Here is a 20149-nt window from a genome sequence, read left to right on the forward strand (position 1 = left end):
AAGCGGTTTGCATCATTTTAGCCCCCGTATATCAAGGGGTTAGACACAAAAAGGGACATCACCCCAAATTGTAGAAGTTAAGGGAATATTTATCCAAGATAAACTTATTTGTGATGTAAGTGCTTTTTATAGAGCATTTTTATAGCATCATTAATTATCTCGTCAGCAAATTGGTTGTTATATCGATTAGGTAAATGATTTGCTCCGAACACATATACGAGAGGATTTTGATTAAAATCACCAAGGATTCCAATATTCACAATCACGTTTTCTAATCCACCCGTCATATGATTTAAATAATGATTGGGTATACCTTCTATATCACCTTGCTGCCTAACTAATCCATTCATAATAGGCGTCCATAATTCAGGATTATTCTTGTAACCTTCGAAGATTAATATCATTAATTCGGAAATTTGAGTCAAGTTACCTTTGTTATCCGTATCAAATGGATCTTGTAAAATATTTATATCGGTGAAATAAGACTGTATTGTTTTATTTACTCTTTTCCATCCACCACACATCTGGACTATACGATTAGCTACAAAACTATCGTGGCAGGCGATCATTACTTCCACTGCATCTCGTAGTGGAAGTGTTTTCCTATGTTGAAAGTGAGGATATATTAGCTTGCTATCTTCGTCTGGATTAAAACTAATGTCACCAACGATGTCATCCCAACCAAACAATTTCTCTTCAACCCATTTAGCAATACAGAAACCAACTGCTATCTTTGCTGCTGAAGCTAGGGGTACAGTTATATCACTATTGTATACTGAAATTTTATTCTCCTTTTTTGTCGAATAAATGATCATCCCTACCTCATCACATTCAATTTCTTTTAATTTATCAATTACCTCTTGCATCTTAATCCCCCTCCTATTTCCGATCCTTAGCGATTACAATATTGCAATCGACCACTTATATGGAATAATTGCATAATTTATTCAATTAAGCTGCCGTCCTTATCGTAGTATTTATATGTGTATCTCATTTCCTTATCCGAGGGTAACTCAATCCATGTTGCAGAATTCTTATTAATATCAAACTCTTCTACAAAAACATGTTCATTAACACGTAATTCCATTTTAGCTATTTCATTTTCTTTAGTGGTTACTACAAGGAATAACAAACTAAAATGACCGTCTTCTTTATTCCTATTGTAAATTAAGAAATTAGAAAGAGACCCTCCACTTCTTTCAGCACCCTTCCACTTATAATTTCCATATTTATTTTTAACAAAGTGAATAAAAGCAGGTCTTCCATTATCTAAAAAGGGAACTATCCTTTGATTACCTATGTCTTTGATCTCTATTATTTCAATAGAAGAATCCTCATACGTTTCTATGGAATGTATGGTTTTAATTATAGATTCTTTATCATTACCATTAAGATAAAATGAACTATTCAAATAACTATAAAGCAATATAACTCCTAACGAGAAAGCAGCAACTAAAATGACAACGAATTTCTTATTCTTTATAAACATTCTAACCCCCAATAATCTTTTGTAAAATATATACTAAATCAGTTTAACTACCTCTTCCATAATACCAATTATTTCTAAGTAACGGACCTTACTCAATAAAAATTACGCAAAAAGAGGCTTATCCTATTTTGGATATGCCCCTTTTCTGGAATATGAACAAATTCTAATACTTCTCCCGATTGCGTAAGATCTTAAAATGTGCCTATAAACGTATTCATTTATAGATGAGTTAAATTGACGAGTTTCCCGAACGGATCCCTAACGTAAAAACGCCGAACCCCCACGGTTCCTCAGTTGGTCCTTAACGGAACAAAGAGCGTAATCCAATATTCTTGAATTGCGCTCATTAATTGAATAAACCACTAAATATTTTAGCAGTTATTATGGAGGAGAAAATGTAACTTAAATGGCTGGATTCCTCCACTTGCGCTTTTGGTTACTTTAATATTCTCCTTTAATTACAAAAAACGAGCCCCGAATTGTTCCAGCTAGTTTAGACTTCTGCCTGGCAAACTTAAACTTCCCTTCTAACTCCTTCGGTACCTCCATCCCCTCAGAAAGCTTAAAACCAACAGCTCGCTTTTTAGGGTCATTAACCGTATACATGACGTTGACTCCTAGACCATCCTCATAAAAAACGTAGGCAAATTTGATATTTTCCACTTGAAAACGCGACGTTTCTAAAGGTTTGGCTGCAAACTCAATATTACGTTCTTCTTTCAAAATTCGGTTCACATAATCAAGGGTCTCCTGGCTTTCGCTAGCCGGTACAACTGTAAATTCATGCTTGTATTTGTTCATAAAGTAGCGGGCTTCATTAGCACGTAAACCAGCAAGCGCTTCTACTACAGGTGAAGACTCTACACCAGCTGTAGACACATTTTTAAAATCAACGATATAGGACATTTCCATCCCTCCCTTTTATTTTTCCTAACAACAGGAATCCATATTTTACCAAAAAGTCCATCCCTCTTTATAGTTTGCGGCTCTTCGGACGCAGCGCCCATGAAGCGATATTGAGTGCAGCATATGAAAGAGGAAGAATAAAATGAAACCCGTAATCACCATAATCGTCAGCAAACGCATGAGACAAAGCCGCACCAGTCATTAAAAAGAAGAGACCAGCATGAGCCCATTCTTTAAGTCGAGGAAAACGTGGCACGACGATAGCGATGACTCCAAGTATTTTCCAAGTCCCGAGAATAGTCGTGATGTATAATGGGTAACCAATATTCGTCACTAACTCAATGTTTCCCCCAATTAGCATCAGTTGCCCGATACCACTTAACGTAATCGCTCCTGCGAGTAGTAATGTAACTGACCAATATGCAATCAATTTTCCTTGGAGCTGGGTTTCTACCTTCGCGGTTGTTTCCGCACCAATAACCTTGCTCATTTGATTCCTCCTCATCATTGTTTCAAGTGAAAACTTATTCAAGGTTGCAAACTTTCCAAATGATTAACTCCTAAACGGACACCACCCTTTTATTTCCTAACAACAGGAATCCACATCTCACCAAAAATGAAGCCGTTTCGCTGCCCCATCTCGACCGTTGCATTTGGCCCACCAACATCCATATTCAAAACCTTCCTCTTTTTAGATTTTTTCAAATGATTTGTCTTTTTCACTTGATAGGTATATCATAGCCTTAAATCATGTCAAAAAATGATACTGTTTAGGGGGTCTCGATGAAAAAAGTTGAACGGATTAATATCATCATGCGCTATATCAACAACCGTGCCCACTTTACAATTTCTGAAATCATGCGAGAATTTAACATCTCTCGTTCGACAGCTATTAGAGATATAAGAGAAATTGAGTCCATGGGGATGCCACTTGTCGCAGAAGTTGGTAGGGATGGGGGTTATTTTGTCATGCAAAACTCTGTCCTGCCCGATGTTCAATTTACCGATAATGAAGTCAAAGCTCTTTTTATTGCTTTTATGGCCACGAGAAATCAACAACTCCCTTATCTTAAGAGTCGTCAGTCTTTAGCTGAAAAATTATTAGGCCTTATCTCCGAAAACCAGCAAGATGACCTTGTTCTTTTAAATCAAATCTTGCTTTTTGAAGGAACCAACCCAAATAATCCCGACCTGCTTGATCTAACAGACCTCCCCCATCCCATGTTAGAAAAGCTCATCCAAATCCTTCTTACGGATAGCTATTTATTGATTACTATCAAAGAAGAGAAGGTAATAAAGTCTTATCCAATTTATCTCTTGCACCTTTATCGTGAAAAAAGCCTTTGGCTGATTGAAGGCTTTGACTTAAATGAAGAAAAGAAGCAGATTTTTCCTGTCGACCATCTCATCGATGTCGAACCTTATTCGACGAAAAAAAGATTAAGTAAGAAAAAGATCTTAGAAAAGTTAAGTAAGCAGGAAGAAGGAATCAACCTTGTCCTTGAACTTGGTCCAAAAGCGATTGCCCAGTTCAAAAAATACCATCCTTTAAAAGTTTCAATTTCCTATACGAATCCTTACCAAACCACAGCTATTCTAAAGACTTTTATCAATGTCAATAAGCCCGAAGAATTGACCGACATAACAAATTGGCTACTTTTCCTAGGTGGGGATATCAAGGTCAGGGAAATGCCAGACGAAGTCTTAGAAGAGATACAAGAGAGATTATGCTTATACTGATTTTGGAGGACAGAAACTTGCTAGAGGTCTTGAACACAAAGCACTTTTCAAAGCGATTAATGATTTACTCGGCACTCGCTGGTGATTTTTACTCAGACCGATATAAAGAAAATGGTAAATGAAAACACCCCTCTAGACAATTATCCAAAGGGGTAAAACAGTCCATTTCTGATAAGGATTTATAACTATGTACAAATTTATGACTAGCAGCTGGATGCTCTTTTGGACCTGGCCCACCTATTTTAACTGTATTCTGATATTCTTCATCTGGAAAATATCCATCTGGTATAGCATGTCATCATAAGGACAAACTACTACCTTTCTCACTTTTACACCTACCTTTTATAAAGACTAACCCTTGTCCCCGAATATTAGCTTCAGGATAGGAACCTCTAACTTTTAAACCAGTGAATCAGCCTTATTAGATCCTATATAAATTCAAGTAGATTGTCTTTTTAACCTGTAGATGATTTTCTTTTCGAACATTCTACAACCGTTAGCCTCAAAGATGCGTTGCATTGGAATATTTCTATGTCCAGTTGCACCGATGTAGTAGGTAGCTCCCATGCTTTTGAGAAATTGCAGGGAAAGTTCATGAAGTGTTGTTCCCCATTTTTTACCTCGATACTTGGGAACTAATCCAAAATAAAATAGTCTGCCTTCATTAAATGTCCCTTGTTCGATGTGTGGCATAGTGATCCCAATCGGGTTATTGTCATAATAAGCGACCAGACAACTTTTTGTATAATCATTGCCTAGTTCGGATTTCATACCCTCAAATTCCTTTTCAATGGATAGGGTCGAAGGGACATTTAGTGATTCGGTCATGACTTCTTGCCAGATCTTTTTAAATAAGTCAGTGGTTGTATTCTCAATAGATTTGATTTCGATGGATCTTACTTGTATGGATTCCTTTAAAGAATTTAGATCTCTTTTATAAAAATATTGCGTCTCGTGCTGCCAAAAATCGTAATCCCCCAGTAAATCAATATAATTCTTGTTCAATGCTTCTTTTTCGTTTAAAACGACCGTTACAGATGGGATACCTTTCTTTGTGACATATTCGCTCATCTCCTGTAAAAGATTTTCAAAGTGGTTTATAGAGGATACCTGCCCGATATTTTCTATAACAAAGTAGTTTGGGGCTCCATCAAGAATTTTAGTTCCTAATGTTCGAAACAATTTTCACCCTCCTTCCAGTAAGATATCTGATAAATATGTTCACTTCTATTTGAACATTTAACTTTCCTTTTTCGGCAGTAAAGTTCGAAGGCTAATCCTACTTCGGATTAGTCTTCGTTTATTTAAGAAGGAAACGGTTTAAGGATATTCTTCATCTTTTTCTTTTTTAATTACTTTGTAAAAATACCTACCACCCCATCCTCCTATTAATACTATTGGTAGGATAAAAGGTTACGACCGGGATCTCCTTCATAGAGTCAATCAATGTTAAAAATATAGGTAATACCTAAGATAATCCCGATAGTCAATAGTCCGAAAATCAATCTAATAGTCTTTCATATGGAAAATCACCATTCTTAGTTAGTATTCTTTTTTACTGTACTTATAAAAGACATCCACTAACCTTAAATCGAATAACTTAGAGCTTCGTTTCCAGAATATGGCCCGATTCCATAACAAAAAATTCCTGCATATCAATACAGGAATTTTAATCAAACTTTATTATAAATTATCGAACTATCAGACTTTATTTTAAATCAACTCTTAACCTTTTCTTCTGATTGCTCAATATTGCAAACCCTACTTTAGGGTGGAAAAGGTGCAAGGGAGGCCGGGTTAAATTCATTACTCTAACTAATCTTAGATAAACTTCCGGATCAAAAGCTGAAAGCTGATATACTTTTTTACTATACCACTGTTTAAACGGCTGTATGAGGGGTCTGTCACCATTAATATCGGGGCGGCGAAATGCCTCTGTAATTGCCATCTCCCATGGCGTTGCAATCAAATTAGAAATTCTCTTGTGGAATGTTTTGGTGAACCCTTTATCAGGATACGTACAATATTTAAAATAACTCTGTAACTCTTCGGCTTCCATAGCAGCGACAGATATCCCTTGCCCAAATACCGGATCAAAGCGGCAGTGAGCGTCTCCAACCACAAGGAAACCTTCCGGGACATCCGCAAGGTCAAAACGTCGACGTACCTGATAAGGAATCTTATGTATTTTTATCTCTGAAATGGGCTCCACTTGTTCTAGAAAATGAAGCACATCAGGGACGGGTAACTTTTGTGCATAAGCGAAAAATTCCTCGTTTGTTTTTGGTGCCCGTTCATTGGCGTAACCACTAAAGGTAACAGAGAAACGATTCTCTTCAATCGTTTGAATAAATGCACCGTAAGGGTTTTCAGGGAAACTGGGGGAAATCAGAAGATTACACCAGTCTGGACGGTCCTGATTTTTCAGACGGAAGAATCTGGTGGCATAAAAAAGTTGAATCCACACCTTTTCTTCCTTAACCTCTACACCATATTGTTTTAGCCATTCAACACTCTTTGAACCAAACCCGCTAGCATCAACAACCATATCTGCAAGAAGTTCTTCTTCTCTTCCTGTCTTCAGGGAACGTACTCGTACTCCGGATATTTTATTACGCTGATGATCGAATAGTGGTTGCTCGACCTTTGCTTCGTACTTGGTTTCAATATTAGAAACTTGATCAATACGGTGTTGTAAATGCCACTCTAACATAGGGCGGCTTTGTTGAACCATGACTAATTCTCCAGGAAACTGTGGTTTCCAGAACCCAAAATGATGCCACTTCAAATCTCTTGTAAAGTTATTTACAATACTCCCGTCTTCTATTAATTGATCAAGGAAGTGTGGAAACAATTTCTCAATTGCTTTTTCTCCTCCTTTTAATAAGACATGAGGATGGTAGCTTTGTGGCACTTTCTTCCTAGGGGCTTTTTCTTCCCATCTTTGACCGGCTTCCAGGATAATTACTTGTCGACATATATGTGACAGAGCTTTAGCAGCTAGTTTCCCAGCGATGCTTCCTCCGATAACTATTACTTTCTCCAATATGATGTTTCCCCCAATCTTCTTGCAAGTATTCGATATCTCTCGATCATAATAGGATTTTATCGACTATAGTCCCTTTAATTGAATAAAGGACTAATTTTCTTACATTACATTTTTGAAACATAATCAACTTTTGTCAACTTAAGGTACAGAGGAAGGTTTTTTTGTCTTTTATACCATTGATAAGATCTTAATATTCCTGATGAAAGGTTTATACTAGGAGTATGAAGCCCAGAATTTTCAATTTTTTCAGTTGACATTAAAAATGTATCGTTACGAAAAGGGAAAAAGTCTCTCGGAGAAACTTTCATTTGTTCCATTTCATTTACAGATATAGGCACCATAGGAACTTCTTTATCCATTACTGACATTGCCACTTTCAAGTAATCTTGCCAAGATACTTTTTCAGGGTAGGCTACATTGAATATTTGTCCGATTGCTTCATTGGTTTCAATTGTACTAGAAAAGACTTCCACTAAATCATTTATATAAACAAATTGAACGGAGGTGTTAACATCCTCTGGATATGGGATTGGTTTGCCGCATTGTATTCGCTCAAATAAAAATGCTTCTCTGTAAAGATTATTTCCTTCCCCATAAATGTAAGGAGGTCGAAAGATTATAATTGGAAAAGATTCTTTTCTGTATAAACGGATCAGGTATTCTTCTGCTTTTTTCTTATCTTCCCCATAGTTTCCCCAACTCGGGTTATACCCCGTTTCCGAAATTTCAGAAACACTCAAATTCGTAGGCAAATAAACTGCACCTGAGCTACAAAAAATATATCCTTTGAGTGATTTTCGATTTATTACAGACGTTAAAATACGAACATCCTCTTCGGTATATGCGGTTATATCAAATACATAATCATAATCATAATCAATTTCATTTAGAGTATTAAAAAGTCCGTGTTTATCTTTTCGATTACAAATGTGATGTATGTTTATCCCTTTATAATCAATATCCCGCCGTCCTCTGGTTAAAATATCAACTACATAACCTTTAGATATTAAATGAATTGCAATCGCCCTACTCACAAATTCTGAACCACCAGTAACTAATATCCTTTCCATATATTCAACTCCTATGAAACTCTATTTTTTGATTGGTAGTAAAATAGCTCAATAAACAATCCCATATTCTGAAGTAAGTAAAGAGAGCTTTTTTAATCGACTCGTTGGTATTCTTTTGGAAAAGTGATGTCTTTCCAATGTAAAATGTATCGCTTTTCGGTTCATCAGCCAGTTGAAAATCACTCCGTGCAAAGTATGGTTTCTTTTCGATTCGTTTTAGATGACGGTAATCCCGTTCATTCACCTCCAGGAATTTTGTATTCGTCAGTATATTGATGTAGCTTAAACTGCTATCCACCCAATCAAGCTCTACAAAGGCATCTTTTATGTTCCCTTTATATTGATCTTTATTCTGTTCGGTGACACCTAAAATTTGATCCGATCCTTCTCTTTTTGATAATCAGGATGTAGTTCTGTTCCCAACACATATACCTCCTATCAAAGCTGAAAATCAAACTGAACGTTTCAATGTATTTCATCTTTTTGTTTTCTTACATTTGCTTCTTCGATAAGAACCATCCACTCAGCCTGTGCTCTTTTTAAAATATCCAGGTCTATCTCATCATTTAACATTTCCTCTAAGTGGATGAACCGGATGTATTCCTCACCAGTTAAATAGTTTTCAATGTTATCCATTATAAATTCTCTCCTACCTTTCCATCTGTATTATATTTTAACAAAGATAGTCTTAGTTTTGTACCTATCGGTGTAATTTGAGTAATTCATTTATAACCATTTATAATTAAATATCTATTATTCCTTTTATGTATATCTGAAATTTGATATAATTAATTTAGCCTTAGGTAGAGGAGCGGACAAAATGGAAGATAAGTACCCGGAAATCATGACGGTTTCCCAAGTCTCCGAATATTTACAAATTAGCGAAATAACAACATATAAACTCGTCCAGGAACATAAAATTCCTGGCTTTAAAATCGGTCGCCATTGGCGAGTAAAAAAAGAAGATCTCTCAATTTTCATCGAAAAAATGAAGAACAATGAAAAAATCTAATCGAAGCGGTGACACAAGTGTTAGAAAATACCGGCGAGCGAATTATACCTGATGAAATGAAGCCGACAAACGGACTTTATCTGGAACACATTGCACGATATTACTTCTCCCTTCCTTATGTCAGCGGAAGGGTTTTAGATATGGCTTGTGGCTCTGGGTATGGAAGTCATTTTGTCGCAAAATCCAAGAAAAAAACGATATCAGAGCTTATAGCAGTGGATAATGCGGTGGATGCAATTGAATATGCATCAAAGCGTTACAATCATCCATTCGTCCAATACCATGTGGCGGATGCCTTAAACCCAAATCTGAAACAAGAAATTGGAACGTTTGATACAATACTTAGTTTTGAAACGATCGAACACATACCTAACGAACAAGAATTTGTCAACAACTTATTTCATTTATTGAATCCAGGGGGAATGCTGGTTTTGTCTACTCCATTTGGTCAAGGTCGAAATGAACCTTGCGGCTCCCCTTTTCATTATTTCCAGTTGACCCCCGAAGAGTTTGAAAATCTTTTTACCCCCTATCCCTTTTCCAACTTGGAGACCTATCACCAACGTGGTGTGACGATTGAACCACCGAGGCAAGGTGTGAAGTATGCTCTTGGTGTTGCAGTATGTAAAAAATAATCATGCCACTTTGAATAATAGATCAACACACATGGCTGCCCTGATACGGCTGCCTTCAAAAAGAATGTCTGAAAGAAGGTGTATTGGTGTGGAGAATATAATAATAAAGAAATTTCATAAAAATGAAATCCGGTTTGCCTTTGTTACTCACGGCCGTCTGTATACATTGTTAATGGTTAAGGATTCAAACTGGGTTTTGAAGACATTTGATAAGGATTTGATTGAAAATCCCATCCATTATAAGAATCTGTTAAACGAATTCTTTTCAAATTGGGAAATCTTAAAGTTTTTATCTGATCAAAATATAAAAATTTCTGATATAAATATCGACAACGAAGAAAAAGACAAGGAGTTTATGTGAAGTGGCAATATGGGTTATATGTAAAAAATGTAATGGTGTCGGTAAAATAAAACGAAAGTGGTTTTTCGGGCGAATAGACAGGTGTTCCCTATGTAAGGGGACAGGTCGTTTGATTGAAAGAACATATCAATATAAGCTATTGAAGAAAAAGAAGAAGTCACACCGTAAACGAAAATAAAAAGATGGAGGTATCCCATGAAAACTACCCCACCTATCAAAATATTCGCTTTAGGCGGTCTTGGTGAAGTCGGTAAAAATATGTATGGAATACAATACGAAAATGAAATCATTTTGGTTGACTGCGGAATTAAGTTTCCAGACGAAGAACTACGGGGAATCGACTATGTCATTCCTGATTTCACATTCCTGGAAAAAAATAAAGACCTTATCAAAGGGTTATTCATCACCCATGGGCATGAGGATCATATCGGCTCCATCCCCTTCCTTTTGAAGCGATTGAATGTACCTATATACGGGGGGAACTTATCGATTGGATTTATAAAATCGAAACTTGAAGAACATCATCTGCTCCGAAATGCTATATTAAAACCTGTTGATGAGGATTCAAGGATTGAATTCAAAAATTTTTCCGTGCGATTTTTAAAAACAAGCCATAGCATTCCTGATTCTTTTGCTGTATGTGTATCCACACCCTATGGAAATATCGTACAAACAGGCGATTTCAAATTCGATCTGACACCTAGGGGCGGAGATTATGACATTGGAAAAATTGCTGAAATCGGTAATGAAGGTGTCTTCTGTTTAATGTCAGATAGCACGAATAGCGAAATACCTGGTTTCTCTTTATCAGAATCAGCCGTAAGAGAGACTTTGTTTGACATTGTTAATCAAATTGAAGGCAGGATTATTTTTGCAACCTTCGCCTCGAATATATACCGATTACAACAGGCAATTGAAGCTTCAATTGCTTTCGGTCGTAGAGTAGCGGTGTTTGGAAGAAGTATGGAGAGGTCAATTAGAATCGGCCGTGAGTTAGGATACATTCAAGCACCCGATGATACCTTTATTGCTGGGCATGAATTAAATAAATATCCTGCTCGGAAGATTACCATATTGTGTACTGGAAGCCAAGGAGAGCCAATGGCTGCTCTAGGAAGGATTGCCAAAGGGCTGCATCGGCAGATCCAAGTGATACCCGGCGATACAGTTATTTTCTCCTCATCACCTATTCCAGGGAATGCAACTAAAATATATAAGTTGATTGATCAATTGGAACGGATCGGTGCGAATGTCATACATAGTAAAATGAGTGACATCCATACATCGGGACATGGTACCCAGGATGAACAGAAATTGATGATCCGTTTGTTAAAACCGGAGTATTTCGTACCGATTCATGGCGAATATCGGATGCTCGTCAATCATGTGAAGCTGGCTGTTGATTGTGGTGTGGAACCTGAAAAAACCTTTGTTTTAGATAATGGAGAGATTCTTGAATTAGATAAGGATGGCGGTCAAGTTACAGGGTCCTTTCCTGCAAATCCAGTCTATGTAGATGGAACAGGGATTGGGGATATTGGAAATATTGTTCTTAGGGATCGAAGGCTCCTCTCGTTATATGGTACAGTCATAGTCACCATTACGATTGATTCCAAAAATGGGGAGTTGCTTTCCGGACCTGCTCTTGTTTCGCGAGGATTTGTTTACATGAAAGAATCAGGTGAGTTGTTAAGTGAAGCTGAACGGCTTATTGAAAAGGAAGTCAGAATGATGCTCTCAGATGGTATAACAAAATGGTCTGATCTTAAAAAGAAAATTTCAGATCTACTCACCTCTTATTTCTTTGAAGAAACCAAGCGGAGCCCAATCATACTCCCCATTATCATGGAAGTTTAAATTATTGATAGAAAGGTATTTATTATGAGGAAATCATCACAACTAGAAGAAGAGATCAACAAAAGAAAAACATTCGCGATCATTTCCCATCCTGATGCAGGGAAGACGACATTGACTGAAAAGATCCTATTCTTAAGTGGGGCAATCCGTTCTGCAGGGACGGTTAAATCTAAAAAGTCCGACAAGTATGCGACCTCCGATTGGATGGAAATGGAGAAACAGCGTGGAATCTCAATTACATCAAGTGTCATGCAGTTTACCTACCAGGATAACAAAATCAACATTTTGGATACTCCTGGTCATCAGGATTTCAGTGAAGACACGTACCGTACATTGATGGCAGTTGATAGTGTCGTTATGATCATTGATGCTGCAAAAGGTGTGGAAGCTCAAACGAAGAAATTATTTAAAGTTTGCAGTGATCGTGGAATACCCATTTTTACGTTCATCAATAAAATGGATCGACAGGGCCGGGAGCCTTTCGAATTGCTTGAAGAAATCGAGGAGGTTCTTGGGATTCAATCCTTTCCAATGAACTGGCCGATTGGGATGGGACATTCTTTTCAGGGTGTTTATGACCGTGTTGTAGAAAAAGTCCATTTATATAATGAACAGAAGGAACACCAATCCTATCAATTAGATAAGGGAAATTGGAACGAAGATATTTTAAAAGACTTGATTGAACCTGAGCAACTCCTTGAACTACAGGAGACCATAACACTGTTAAATGAAGCAGGAGATTCTATGGATTTACAAGCAATCAAGCAAGGAAAACAAACACCTGTTTTCTTTGGGAGTGCCATCTCCTCTTTCGGAATTCCTTCCTTTATGGAACATTTTTTAGAACTTGCACCCGAACCCCAGGGACGTGATAGCAATAATGGATTTATTCACCCCAGTAATCGAGACTTTTCCGGGTTCGTTTTTAAAATTCAAGCGAACATGAACCCTGCACACCGTGATCGGATCGCATTCATGAGGGTATGCTCAGGAAAGTTTATCAAGGGTATGGAAGCATGGAATGATCGTACGGCCAAATCTGTCAAGTTAGCACAGGGACAACAATTTTTCGCGGCATCCAGAGGGAATATTGATGAAGCCTTCCCCGGAGATATCGTCGGTTTATATGATCCTGGACTATATCAAATCGGAGATACACTTTGCGGTACAAAAAATACGTTTTCTTTCGGGAAGCTGCCTCATTTCCCTCCAGAGCATTTTGCCAAGGTTCGTGCAAAGAATGCGATGAAACAAAAACATTTTTATAAAGGTGTTTCTCAGTTGGCAGAAGAAGGTGCTGTACAGGTTTACAAAACAGATAAAATGGAAGAAACCATTCTGGGGGTTGTAGGTGTCCTCCAGTTTGAAGTGTTTGAACATCGCCTGAAAACAGAGTACGGTGTGGATCTGGATATACAACCTCTTCCCCACTCCTGTGCTCGTTGGGTGTCGGAAGATAAAAACATAAAGATAGATAACCAGAACTACCTTGTTCATGACCAGGTAGGAAATCCAGTTATCATTTTCGAAAATGATTTTTCCCTAAGATGGTTTAAGGATAAAAATCCTGACATAGAGATATATTGATCAGTCCTTAAATTCTTTGATGCTTTTTATAATTGAAATGTTACCCTATATAACCATTTACGAATTGGAGAGCTGCACTTCCCGCATCGCATATATCATGAAGCGTGATTGTGCATCTCCGCCACTTTTCAATATTAAATTTTTTCACTATGTATTTTTGATAAACTTTTATTGAATATTTCGGTTAATTAAAGATGATACTCTTCTAAATTCCTCTAACTCCCCTAAACTCATTTCAAAATTTTCTAAACAACAGAAGATTTGAAAAAAGAAACATTACTTTGGTCCGACTTGAAACCAATAGAGAGTGTTTACTAAAAAACAAAAAAAGTCTATATACGACAAAATCCCATGGTACAAAAAACGGTTATCCTATGAGAAACTAAGGGTAGTACAAATCAGTCACAAGGGGGATTTCCGATGAAAAACTTTTTTTCTTTTAATGTGTCGTCTCAACATTTACGACTAGTACATATATTAGACCTTTATAAGTTTTGCCAAAAGCACTCAAGTACTGTTTATATCTATGCAAAAGATAAATGTTGCAAGGTAGAATATCTTCCGAATCTTGTTTCTTTCGTGATTAGTCTTAATTGCAAAGTTTTGATGATTGTGGTTGAAGGAGTTCATTCAATGGAGGAAAAACAACTACTTGAAAAGTTGTTGAAATCCAACCATCCAAATAAAAGGTATTATTCCTTCATGAATTAACCTGATCTTTAGTTTAAGTACATTTCTTCTAATCCTCCAAGGTACTACCTATATGATGAATATAAACTATCTGTGATCCATATATGCTTTGTAGTTTGATTTTCTCCTGATGAAGGCTATTCCTCATCATAAGAACAACTACTACCTTTCTCACTTTATTACTGTAAAGCCCTCTTTCTTAAAAGTTTTTAATTTTGTCATGTTTTTTATAAAATGAATGGATGAAATCCTGTTTGTTTAGCTTTTTTGTTTATTGTTTTATCTTAACTTGCCACAATCTTTTAACCTCTACCAATTGCTGCCCATTGAATTCCATTCTGTATATATCTGGTTTAGGTTTGTAGTAAAAAATCCAAATCACACTTAGTGTCATAATATCCCATTATCAAAGTCATAACAGCTCCGGGAGTACCTAATACTACCTTCTTTCCTAGATAGGTAGTTAATTACTCTTTTAAGACTTTGATAGGTCTTCTCTGTCAATCAGCATTAGATTCTCCTCCCATTAACGAGAAGTTTGGATCAGAAAATGATTTTTTTAGTAAAGGGGATAATTCTTATCAGATATTCTCTTAACTTCAGCAGCAAAAATCCTCTCCTTAAGGTCTTCAAATACTAAAACCTCTTGCCCTATTTGTTTAGCTAATATCCCCTGATAGTTTATAAATGTCAAATAGAGTTCTAGAGCAACAACTTTATATATTAAAGCCCAAGATTGTTGTTAAGCATTTATCATTCTATATTGCCTGGTCAGATTCCCAGTCCGAATTTGGTACTTATAGAACAGCTCTAATCATATTCTTATAAAAGAAAACAATAGGGAGGAGGTCAAGTTAGTGGAAAAAGTTAAAGTTGGTTTACGGCCAATTGTAAGTAAGATAAATTTACCCACTGTTTTGAAAACAACTATACTTCCAGGTAATTCAATTGAAAGATTATTTATTGCAACCCAAATAGGAGAGATCTTTTACATAGAAAACGGAGTTATCAGGACTTTTTTAGATATACGCCCGCGAATCATAAAACTAGGTGTTTCTAGTGGTGGATATGATGAACGGGGATTGCTAGGGCTGGCGTTTCATCCCGACTTTTATTATAACGGTCTGTTTTATCTTCATTATTCAGTAGCTGGAACACAAGGTCCAGGTGCATATCCTAAAGGTTTTAAACCTGACCCATGTGATCCTGGAACCTTAAACCTAAGATGGGTAAATAGAGAAACACAATATGACCATATTGATACAGTAGAAGAATGGATCTTACAATCAAGTGGTCATCCTCAAAAACTACGGACACTACTTAACTTAAGAAGACCATTTTCAAATCATAATGGTGTCAACAGTTTAAACTTTTCACCTGAAACAGGAAAACTTGTTTTAACCACCGGTGATGGTGGGTCAGGCTATGATCCATTTAACTTAAGCCAGGACGATCTAGAAATCGCTGGTAAAATAATTGAAATTGATGTAAGTAAGAATACATACATCAATACTCCACCCATTGTCACACGTTTTAATGAACTTCCCATAAGTATTCAGGAAATGCTCACGGTAATGGCAAAAGGGGTTCGCAATATACCAGGCATTTCATTTCAAAGGTTTTATAATCAGTATATTAAATATTCGGGAAATGTCGGACAGGATTTGGTCGAGTCGATTTTTTCATTCGTTCATTATAAACCAATTCCGGTTACTCAGCTTATTCAAGCTTCTTTTATGAATTCTGAACCTGACCAAGAAGGATTTATTAACTTTGGATGGCGAGGGTGGGAAGGTTCTTTTCCAACTTCAACTATAAGACGCTGTACTAAAAATCCGACTTTGGATGAGAAAACAATTGCTTATTACAATGAAGCAGTAACACTTTCAGGGAGTCGTCTTCTGCCTTTAACTAGTTATTTTCATAAAGATCCCAGACCCGGCAAGTTTGGAGGAACTGCACTTACTGGAGTCCAGCCATATATGGGGAAAGGAATCCCTCGTTTAACAGGGAGGGTTGTGTTTACCGATCTTGCCCGGAAAGAATCTCAACCTCACGTTAGAGGGGCTTTAGCTTATACCTGCGTAAGACCAGATGGTAAACAAAATGATTTTGATATGATTCATATCGATTATGATTTTGGATCTCAATCAGCCTATTATGTTAGTTTGGGAACGAATCTGAATCAAACCAGATTATACTTAGGGGTTTATGGCTCTATGAAAGTGACTGATTTTAACCAAGGCACTGTTTTTGAAATAGTTCCATGAATCATAACTATAAAATTCTATGAAACTTTAAACCATCAAAATGGGTGTAGTTACTATTACTGGGATAATTTGGAGTATCACTAATGTATAATCATTTTTACTCTTTTAAAAATGATTAATGCCATTTCAACCCATAACCAGCTATATAGGAAAGCAAATAAAAAGATACTTCCAGTTGTAAGAAATGAAAAGGAATCAGAGACGGCTGGACCTAAAACTGGAAAGTGAAAAATAAATAGTAGACTTATAATTCCTAACATTAAAAGAATTGTACCAGTAGCAATAATACTTAATCTCTTCCTAAAAAAGTGAAAAGATGCCCCTATGCCAAGTCCTAACAATCCTGTTGTAAAAGGAAATACAATTAGTTCAGTTGGCTGTAGGATGAACAACAACATAATTGTCAGAAAATAGGACATTACTCCAAATGGAATGGAAAACATAGAACATAACAGAATAGGTGCAGTGGCAAGCGGACTTAAAAAATATCCTATACCTGGTAAATAGCCACCAGCAGCCTGTAGAATAGCAGCAATACAAGCAAAAATAGACCCTAAAATAAGCTTCATCGTTTTATTATGCCTATTGAATATTAATTGAGATAAACGAACCTCATCAGAAATAGGTTTTAAAAAATACACCTTTCCACCTCATTCTAAATGATTTATACGTTACCATACATTATATTTACCATTTATTAGAGGTGAACTAATATTAAAAATCAAAACTTCAATATCCTGTGTAATGAGTATCCTTAGCAGGAATATCTCAATGTTCTTATATAGGGCGATCAACCGATGAAATCTCGGAGAAATAAAAAAATAAGGAGTATTTTTTTATTTCTCCACATTTACTTTGCGGTCTACAACAAGAACACTGTCACTAAGCCTTATGACGATGACCAGCATGGCCATCATGAGCGCCATCAGACCAATGAGCGTCCACATGGAAATGACGGATTTATATTGATCCATCACTTTACCTGTTAACAGCGGCAGTAATGCTCCGCCGAGCCCACCAGCTGCGATCAGCAAACTCGTGGTGCGTTCTGCGGTTCCGGGAAGAATCTGATTCGTAAAGATCAGTCCGATCGCGAACAGCCCCGCCATCAGAAGGCCGAGCAATAAGATGAGCGAATAGCTTGCGGCAAGCCCGGTGATGAGCGGAATGATAGCCATAACAAGCAGCGATCCGAAGCCGTTCATCAGCAGATAACGTCCATATCCCCATTTTTCCGATAAATGTCCGGCGAACAAACGCCCGATTACCATCGCAATCCAGAAAAATGAAACACCCAGCGTCCCAAGCGCGCTACTTGTACCCGAATGCTCGATAAGGATCGATGGAAGGAAATGGACCAGACTCATCTCAATCCCGACATAGAGGAAAAAAAACACCACCATGATGAATAACAACGGCAATCCTCTGCGCCCGTTGAGGGAAGGCGCCTCTTCTCCTTGAATGTCAGTTCCGGAAGCAGCTCCTTTCTCTTCGCTTGAATCCTGTTTGGTAAGCACGGCATCCATCGATCCAAAAGAAATAAACGACCAGAGAATAAGCATTCCCAGGGACATTGCGGCCAAGATAGGAAACGATATTTTCCACAAGCCCATCATAATCAGCACGCTGCCTAACACCGGCATCACGCACGCCCCGATGCCAAAGAATACCTCCAACCGGCTCATGGCGACGGCCTTGTTTTTATGAACGAACCCAATGACCAAAGCTCCAATCGCCGCCTCGACCATACCGAATCCGAACCCCGCGAGCGGAGCGGTCACAATCATCCATTCCCATGAAGGCAGGAAGCTGTAGACGGATTGCCCAAGGGTTAAGGCGCCGAATGCCAACAAGATCATGCCCCTTCGACCCAGCTGTTTCGACCACCAAGGCGTCGTCAGAACGCCGATCAAGAAACCGGAGAATTGGGCGAAGATCAACAGTCCTCCGTCACTGTAATCTCTTTGAAAATACTGCAGCAACTCTTCCAATACCGCTCCCATAACCACATGCGCCAACCCGATCAGCAAATAGGATAAGGATCCTATCCATAACAAATTTCTCATTTGACTGCTCCTTCTTGAAAAATGAGGTAATTGGTAATATAGTAAATTATATAGCGGATGACTCGCAGTTAACAGAAACCGATTTTCGTATTTATATAACGATTTTCGCATTTTGATAAAAAGGGGGATGGATGGTGCAACGATTTTCGTTTCTGATGCAGACCGATATAGTGATGAAATTGCCCGTGTATATGGTCGGGGTGGGTCACTGGGACAATCAGGAACCCGTCTCTCGGCCGGATGGATATCCGTTGTACCAGTTTCTATATTGCATCGACGGGGAAGGCGAATTTATAGCTGGTAATCACCGTTATCAGGTGAAGCCTGGCACTGGGATGTTCCTCTATCCGGATGATCCTCATGAATATCGGGCAGTGAAGGAGCCATGGGAGCTGTATTGGTTAAACTTTGCCGGAGAACAGGCCGAGACGCTGGTCCGTCTGGCCGGGTTTACCTCCACAGGCACGTACAGGATAACTAGCGGCGAGTTGATAACCCGCCACATGCAAGCCGCCCTTACTCTGGCTCTTTCACAGAAATCGCTGGCTGGCTTGGAATGTTCCAAACTCGTGTATATGCTCATGATCGACATCATGAAATGCATCGCCGTACGGCGACCTTCCATCGAAAAAAACTTCAAACGACTTCAACCGGTTTTCGACTATATCGAACAACATTACACCAGGAGAATTATGCTGGAACAATTGGCCGACACCTTAGGCGTTTCTGTTAAGCACCTGTGCCTGTTGTTCCGCCAAATCATGAATATTCGCCCGATTGAATATCTTAATCTATTCCGGATCAATAAAAGCAAGGAATTGCTCCTTACGAAGTGGGATGCCCGAATCGCTGAAATTGCCCATCAAGTCGGTTTCGAGACGCCTGGTTACTTCGGGAAATTGTTCAAGAAGACGGAAGGTGTCACGCCCGAAATGTTCCGAAGGCTTAACGGAATCCGATAAAAAAGAGAGTCCTATTTGGTATTTTTTGCCTGAAGCAAAAAGTGAATTTGCTTCAAATGCTGATGCATGGCAAATTGCTTATGCAAAAGCACGTGGAGGTACATTAGTTACTCATGAAGCGTATAAACGGGAAAAGAGGAATCGTATATTAATTCCCGTTGCTTGCAAGGAATTCGGGGTGCCTTACGTAAATACTTTTGATATGTTAAGGCAATTGGATGTAAAATTATAATACAATATTTTTGTTTATTATATATACAAAAACCCTTGATATAAAGCTGCCAAAGGTAGCTTTTTCTTCTTACGGGGATCTATTTTTGAACAAGGACTGTCATTTATAACAAGATCTTTTGCTGAGTAGTACAAATATACTGGTAAATAATACTGGTAATATAATAAACACTTAAGAGGCGATTACGTTCAAAGTGGTCGTCTTTTCATATTTGACTCATACT

The 20149-nt window shown here is 37.8% G+C and carries 19 protein-coding genes and 3 pseudogenes; 9 read left to right on the forward strand and 13 right to left on the reverse strand.

The features are described 5' to 3' along the window. Positions 1–104: 104 nt before the first annotated feature. The 5 genes and pseudogenes from L1611_RS07280 to L1611_RS07305 form a co-directional block, all read right to left on the reverse strand. Positions 105–866 carry a serine hydrolase gene (locus L1611_RS07280; protein WP_236312432.1) on the reverse strand — a complete coding sequence of 254 codons (762 nt, stop codon included), beginning with the start codon at positions 864–866 and terminating at the stop codon, positions 105–107. Positions 867–943: 77 nt separating this feature from the next. Then, on the reverse strand, positions 944–1489 hold the full coding sequence (locus L1611_RS07285) for a hypothetical protein (RefSeq protein WP_236312433.1): 546 nt from the start codon (positions 1487–1489) through the stop codon (positions 944–946). 441 nt (positions 1490–1930) lie between these two features. Then, positions 1931–2395 (reverse strand): phage tail protein, encoded by a 465-nt coding sequence (locus L1611_RS07295; protein WP_236312434.1) that lies wholly within the window; start codon positions 2393–2395, stop codon positions 1931–1933. Positions 2396–2462: 67 nt separating this feature from the next. Further along, a complete protein-coding gene (locus tag L1611_RS07300) occupies positions 2463–2885 on the reverse strand; it encodes a DoxX family protein (RefSeq protein WP_236312435.1) in 423 nt (140 codons plus the stop codon). Between the two features lie 89 nt (positions 2886–2974). Next, positions 2975–3061 (reverse strand): annotated as a pseudogene (locus tag L1611_RS07305) (transcriptional regulator); the annotation flags it as partial. Between the two features lie 117 nt (positions 3062–3178). On the opposite strand from L1611_RS07305, the gene L1611_RS07310 reads away from it, so the two are divergent. Next, positions 3179–4135: a helix-turn-helix transcriptional regulator gene (locus L1611_RS07310; RefSeq protein WP_236312436.1), complete on the forward strand. Its 957-nt coding sequence runs from the start codon at positions 3179–3181 to the stop codon at positions 4133–4135. Between the two features lie 163 nt (positions 4136–4298). Here L1611_RS07310 and L1611_RS07315 read toward each other — a convergent pair. The 5 genes and pseudogenes from L1611_RS07315 to L1611_RS07335 all read right to left on the reverse strand — a co-directional run. Then, positions 4299–4424, reverse strand: a pseudogene (locus tag L1611_RS07315) (class I SAM-dependent methyltransferase); the annotation flags it as partial. 149 nt (positions 4425–4573) lie between these two features. Continuing rightward, on the reverse strand, positions 4574–5317 hold the full coding sequence (locus tag L1611_RS07320; protein WP_236312437.1) for a GNAT family N-acetyltransferase: 744 nt from the start codon (positions 5315–5317) through the stop codon (positions 4574–4576). Positions 5318–5843: 526 nt separating this feature from the next. Then, on the reverse strand, positions 5844–7184 hold the full coding sequence (locus L1611_RS07325; RefSeq protein WP_236312852.1) for an NAD(P)/FAD-dependent oxidoreductase: 1341 nt from the start codon (positions 7182–7184) through the stop codon (positions 5844–5846). Between the two features lie 104 nt (positions 7185–7288). Then, complete coding sequence (locus L1611_RS07330; RefSeq protein WP_236312438.1) at positions 7289–8254, reverse strand: NAD-dependent epimerase/dehydratase family protein; 966 nt, start codon at positions 8252–8254, stop codon at positions 7289–7291. Between the two features lie 465 nt (positions 8255–8719). Further along, positions 8720–8890, reverse strand: a complete 171-nt coding sequence (locus L1611_RS07335; RefSeq protein WP_236312439.1) for a hypothetical protein — start codon at positions 8888–8890, stop codon at positions 8720–8722. A gap of 184 nt (positions 8891–9074) precedes the next feature. Here L1611_RS07335 and L1611_RS07340 point away from each other — a divergent pair, with 184 nt between their 5' ends. The 5 genes from L1611_RS07340 to L1611_RS07360 all read left to right on the forward strand — a co-directional run bounded on the left by L1611_RS07340 (position 9075) and on the right by L1611_RS07360 (position 13706). Continuing rightward, positions 9075–9266, forward strand: a complete 192-nt coding sequence (locus L1611_RS07340; protein WP_236312440.1) for a helix-turn-helix domain-containing protein — start codon at positions 9075–9077, stop codon at positions 9264–9266. A 17-nt stretch (positions 9267–9283) separates the two neighbouring features. Continuing rightward, a complete protein-coding gene (locus tag L1611_RS07345; protein WP_236312441.1) occupies positions 9284–9901 on the forward strand; it encodes a class I SAM-dependent methyltransferase in 618 nt (205 codons plus the stop codon). An 88-nt stretch (positions 9902–9989) separates the two neighbouring features. Continuing rightward, positions 9990–10262, forward strand: coding sequence for a hypothetical protein (locus tag L1611_RS07350; protein ID WP_236312442.1), 273 nt, complete (start codon positions 9990–9992; stop codon positions 10260–10262). 195 nt (positions 10263–10457) lie between these two features. Continuing rightward, positions 10458–12119 carry a ribonuclease J1 gene (gene rnjA, locus L1611_RS07355; RefSeq protein ID WP_236312443.1) on the forward strand — a complete coding sequence of 554 codons (1662 nt, stop codon included), beginning with the start codon at positions 10458–10460 and terminating at the stop codon, positions 12117–12119. A 24-nt stretch (positions 12120–12143) separates the two neighbouring features. Next, on the forward strand, positions 12144–13706 hold the full coding sequence (locus L1611_RS07360; protein ID WP_236312444.1) for a peptide chain release factor 3: 1563 nt from the start codon (positions 12144–12146) through the stop codon (positions 13704–13706). Positions 13707–14667: 961 nt separating this feature from the next. Here the strand turns inward: L1611_RS07360 and L1611_RS07365 are convergent. Further along, positions 14668–15063: pseudogene (locus L1611_RS07365) on the reverse strand (histidine phosphatase family protein); the annotation flags it as partial. Positions 15064–15253: 190 nt separating this feature from the next. On the opposite strand from L1611_RS07365, the gene L1611_RS07370 reads away from it, so the two are divergent. Next, positions 15254–16666, forward strand: coding sequence for a PQQ-dependent sugar dehydrogenase (locus L1611_RS07370; RefSeq protein ID WP_236312445.1), 1413 nt, complete (start codon positions 15254–15256; stop codon positions 16664–16666). An 80-nt stretch (positions 16667–16746) separates the two neighbouring features. On the opposite strand, the gene L1611_RS07375 is transcribed toward L1611_RS07370, so the two are convergent. Continuing rightward, complete coding sequence (locus L1611_RS07375; protein WP_236312446.1) at positions 16747–17307, reverse strand: YybS family protein; 561 nt, start codon at positions 17305–17307, stop codon at positions 16747–16749. Positions 17308–17502: 195 nt separating this feature from the next. Next, complete coding sequence (locus tag L1611_RS07380) at positions 17503–18732, reverse strand: MFS transporter (protein ID WP_236312447.1); 1230 nt, start codon at positions 18730–18732, stop codon at positions 17503–17505. Between the two features lie 134 nt (positions 18733–18866). Here L1611_RS07380 and L1611_RS07385 point away from each other — a divergent pair, with 134 nt between their 5' ends. Together L1611_RS07385 and L1611_RS07390 are read left to right on the forward strand one after the other, a co-directional pair. Beyond that, positions 18867–19694: an AraC family transcriptional regulator gene (locus L1611_RS07385; RefSeq protein WP_236312448.1), complete on the forward strand. Its 828-nt coding sequence runs from the start codon at positions 18867–18869 to the stop codon at positions 19692–19694. Beyond that, complete coding sequence (locus L1611_RS07390) at positions 19651–19926, forward strand: DUF4411 family protein (RefSeq protein WP_236312449.1); 276 nt, start codon at positions 19651–19653, stop codon at positions 19924–19926. The genes L1611_RS07385 and L1611_RS07390 overlap by 44 nt, the downstream gene beginning before the upstream one ends. Positions 19927–20149 lie beyond the last annotated feature (223 nt).

The sequence above is a fragment of the Pseudalkalibacillus salsuginis genome (assembly GCF_021646685.1).
Classification (GTDB): domain Bacteria; phylum Bacillota; class Bacilli; order Bacillales; family Fictibacillaceae; genus Pseudalkalibacillus; species Pseudalkalibacillus salsuginis.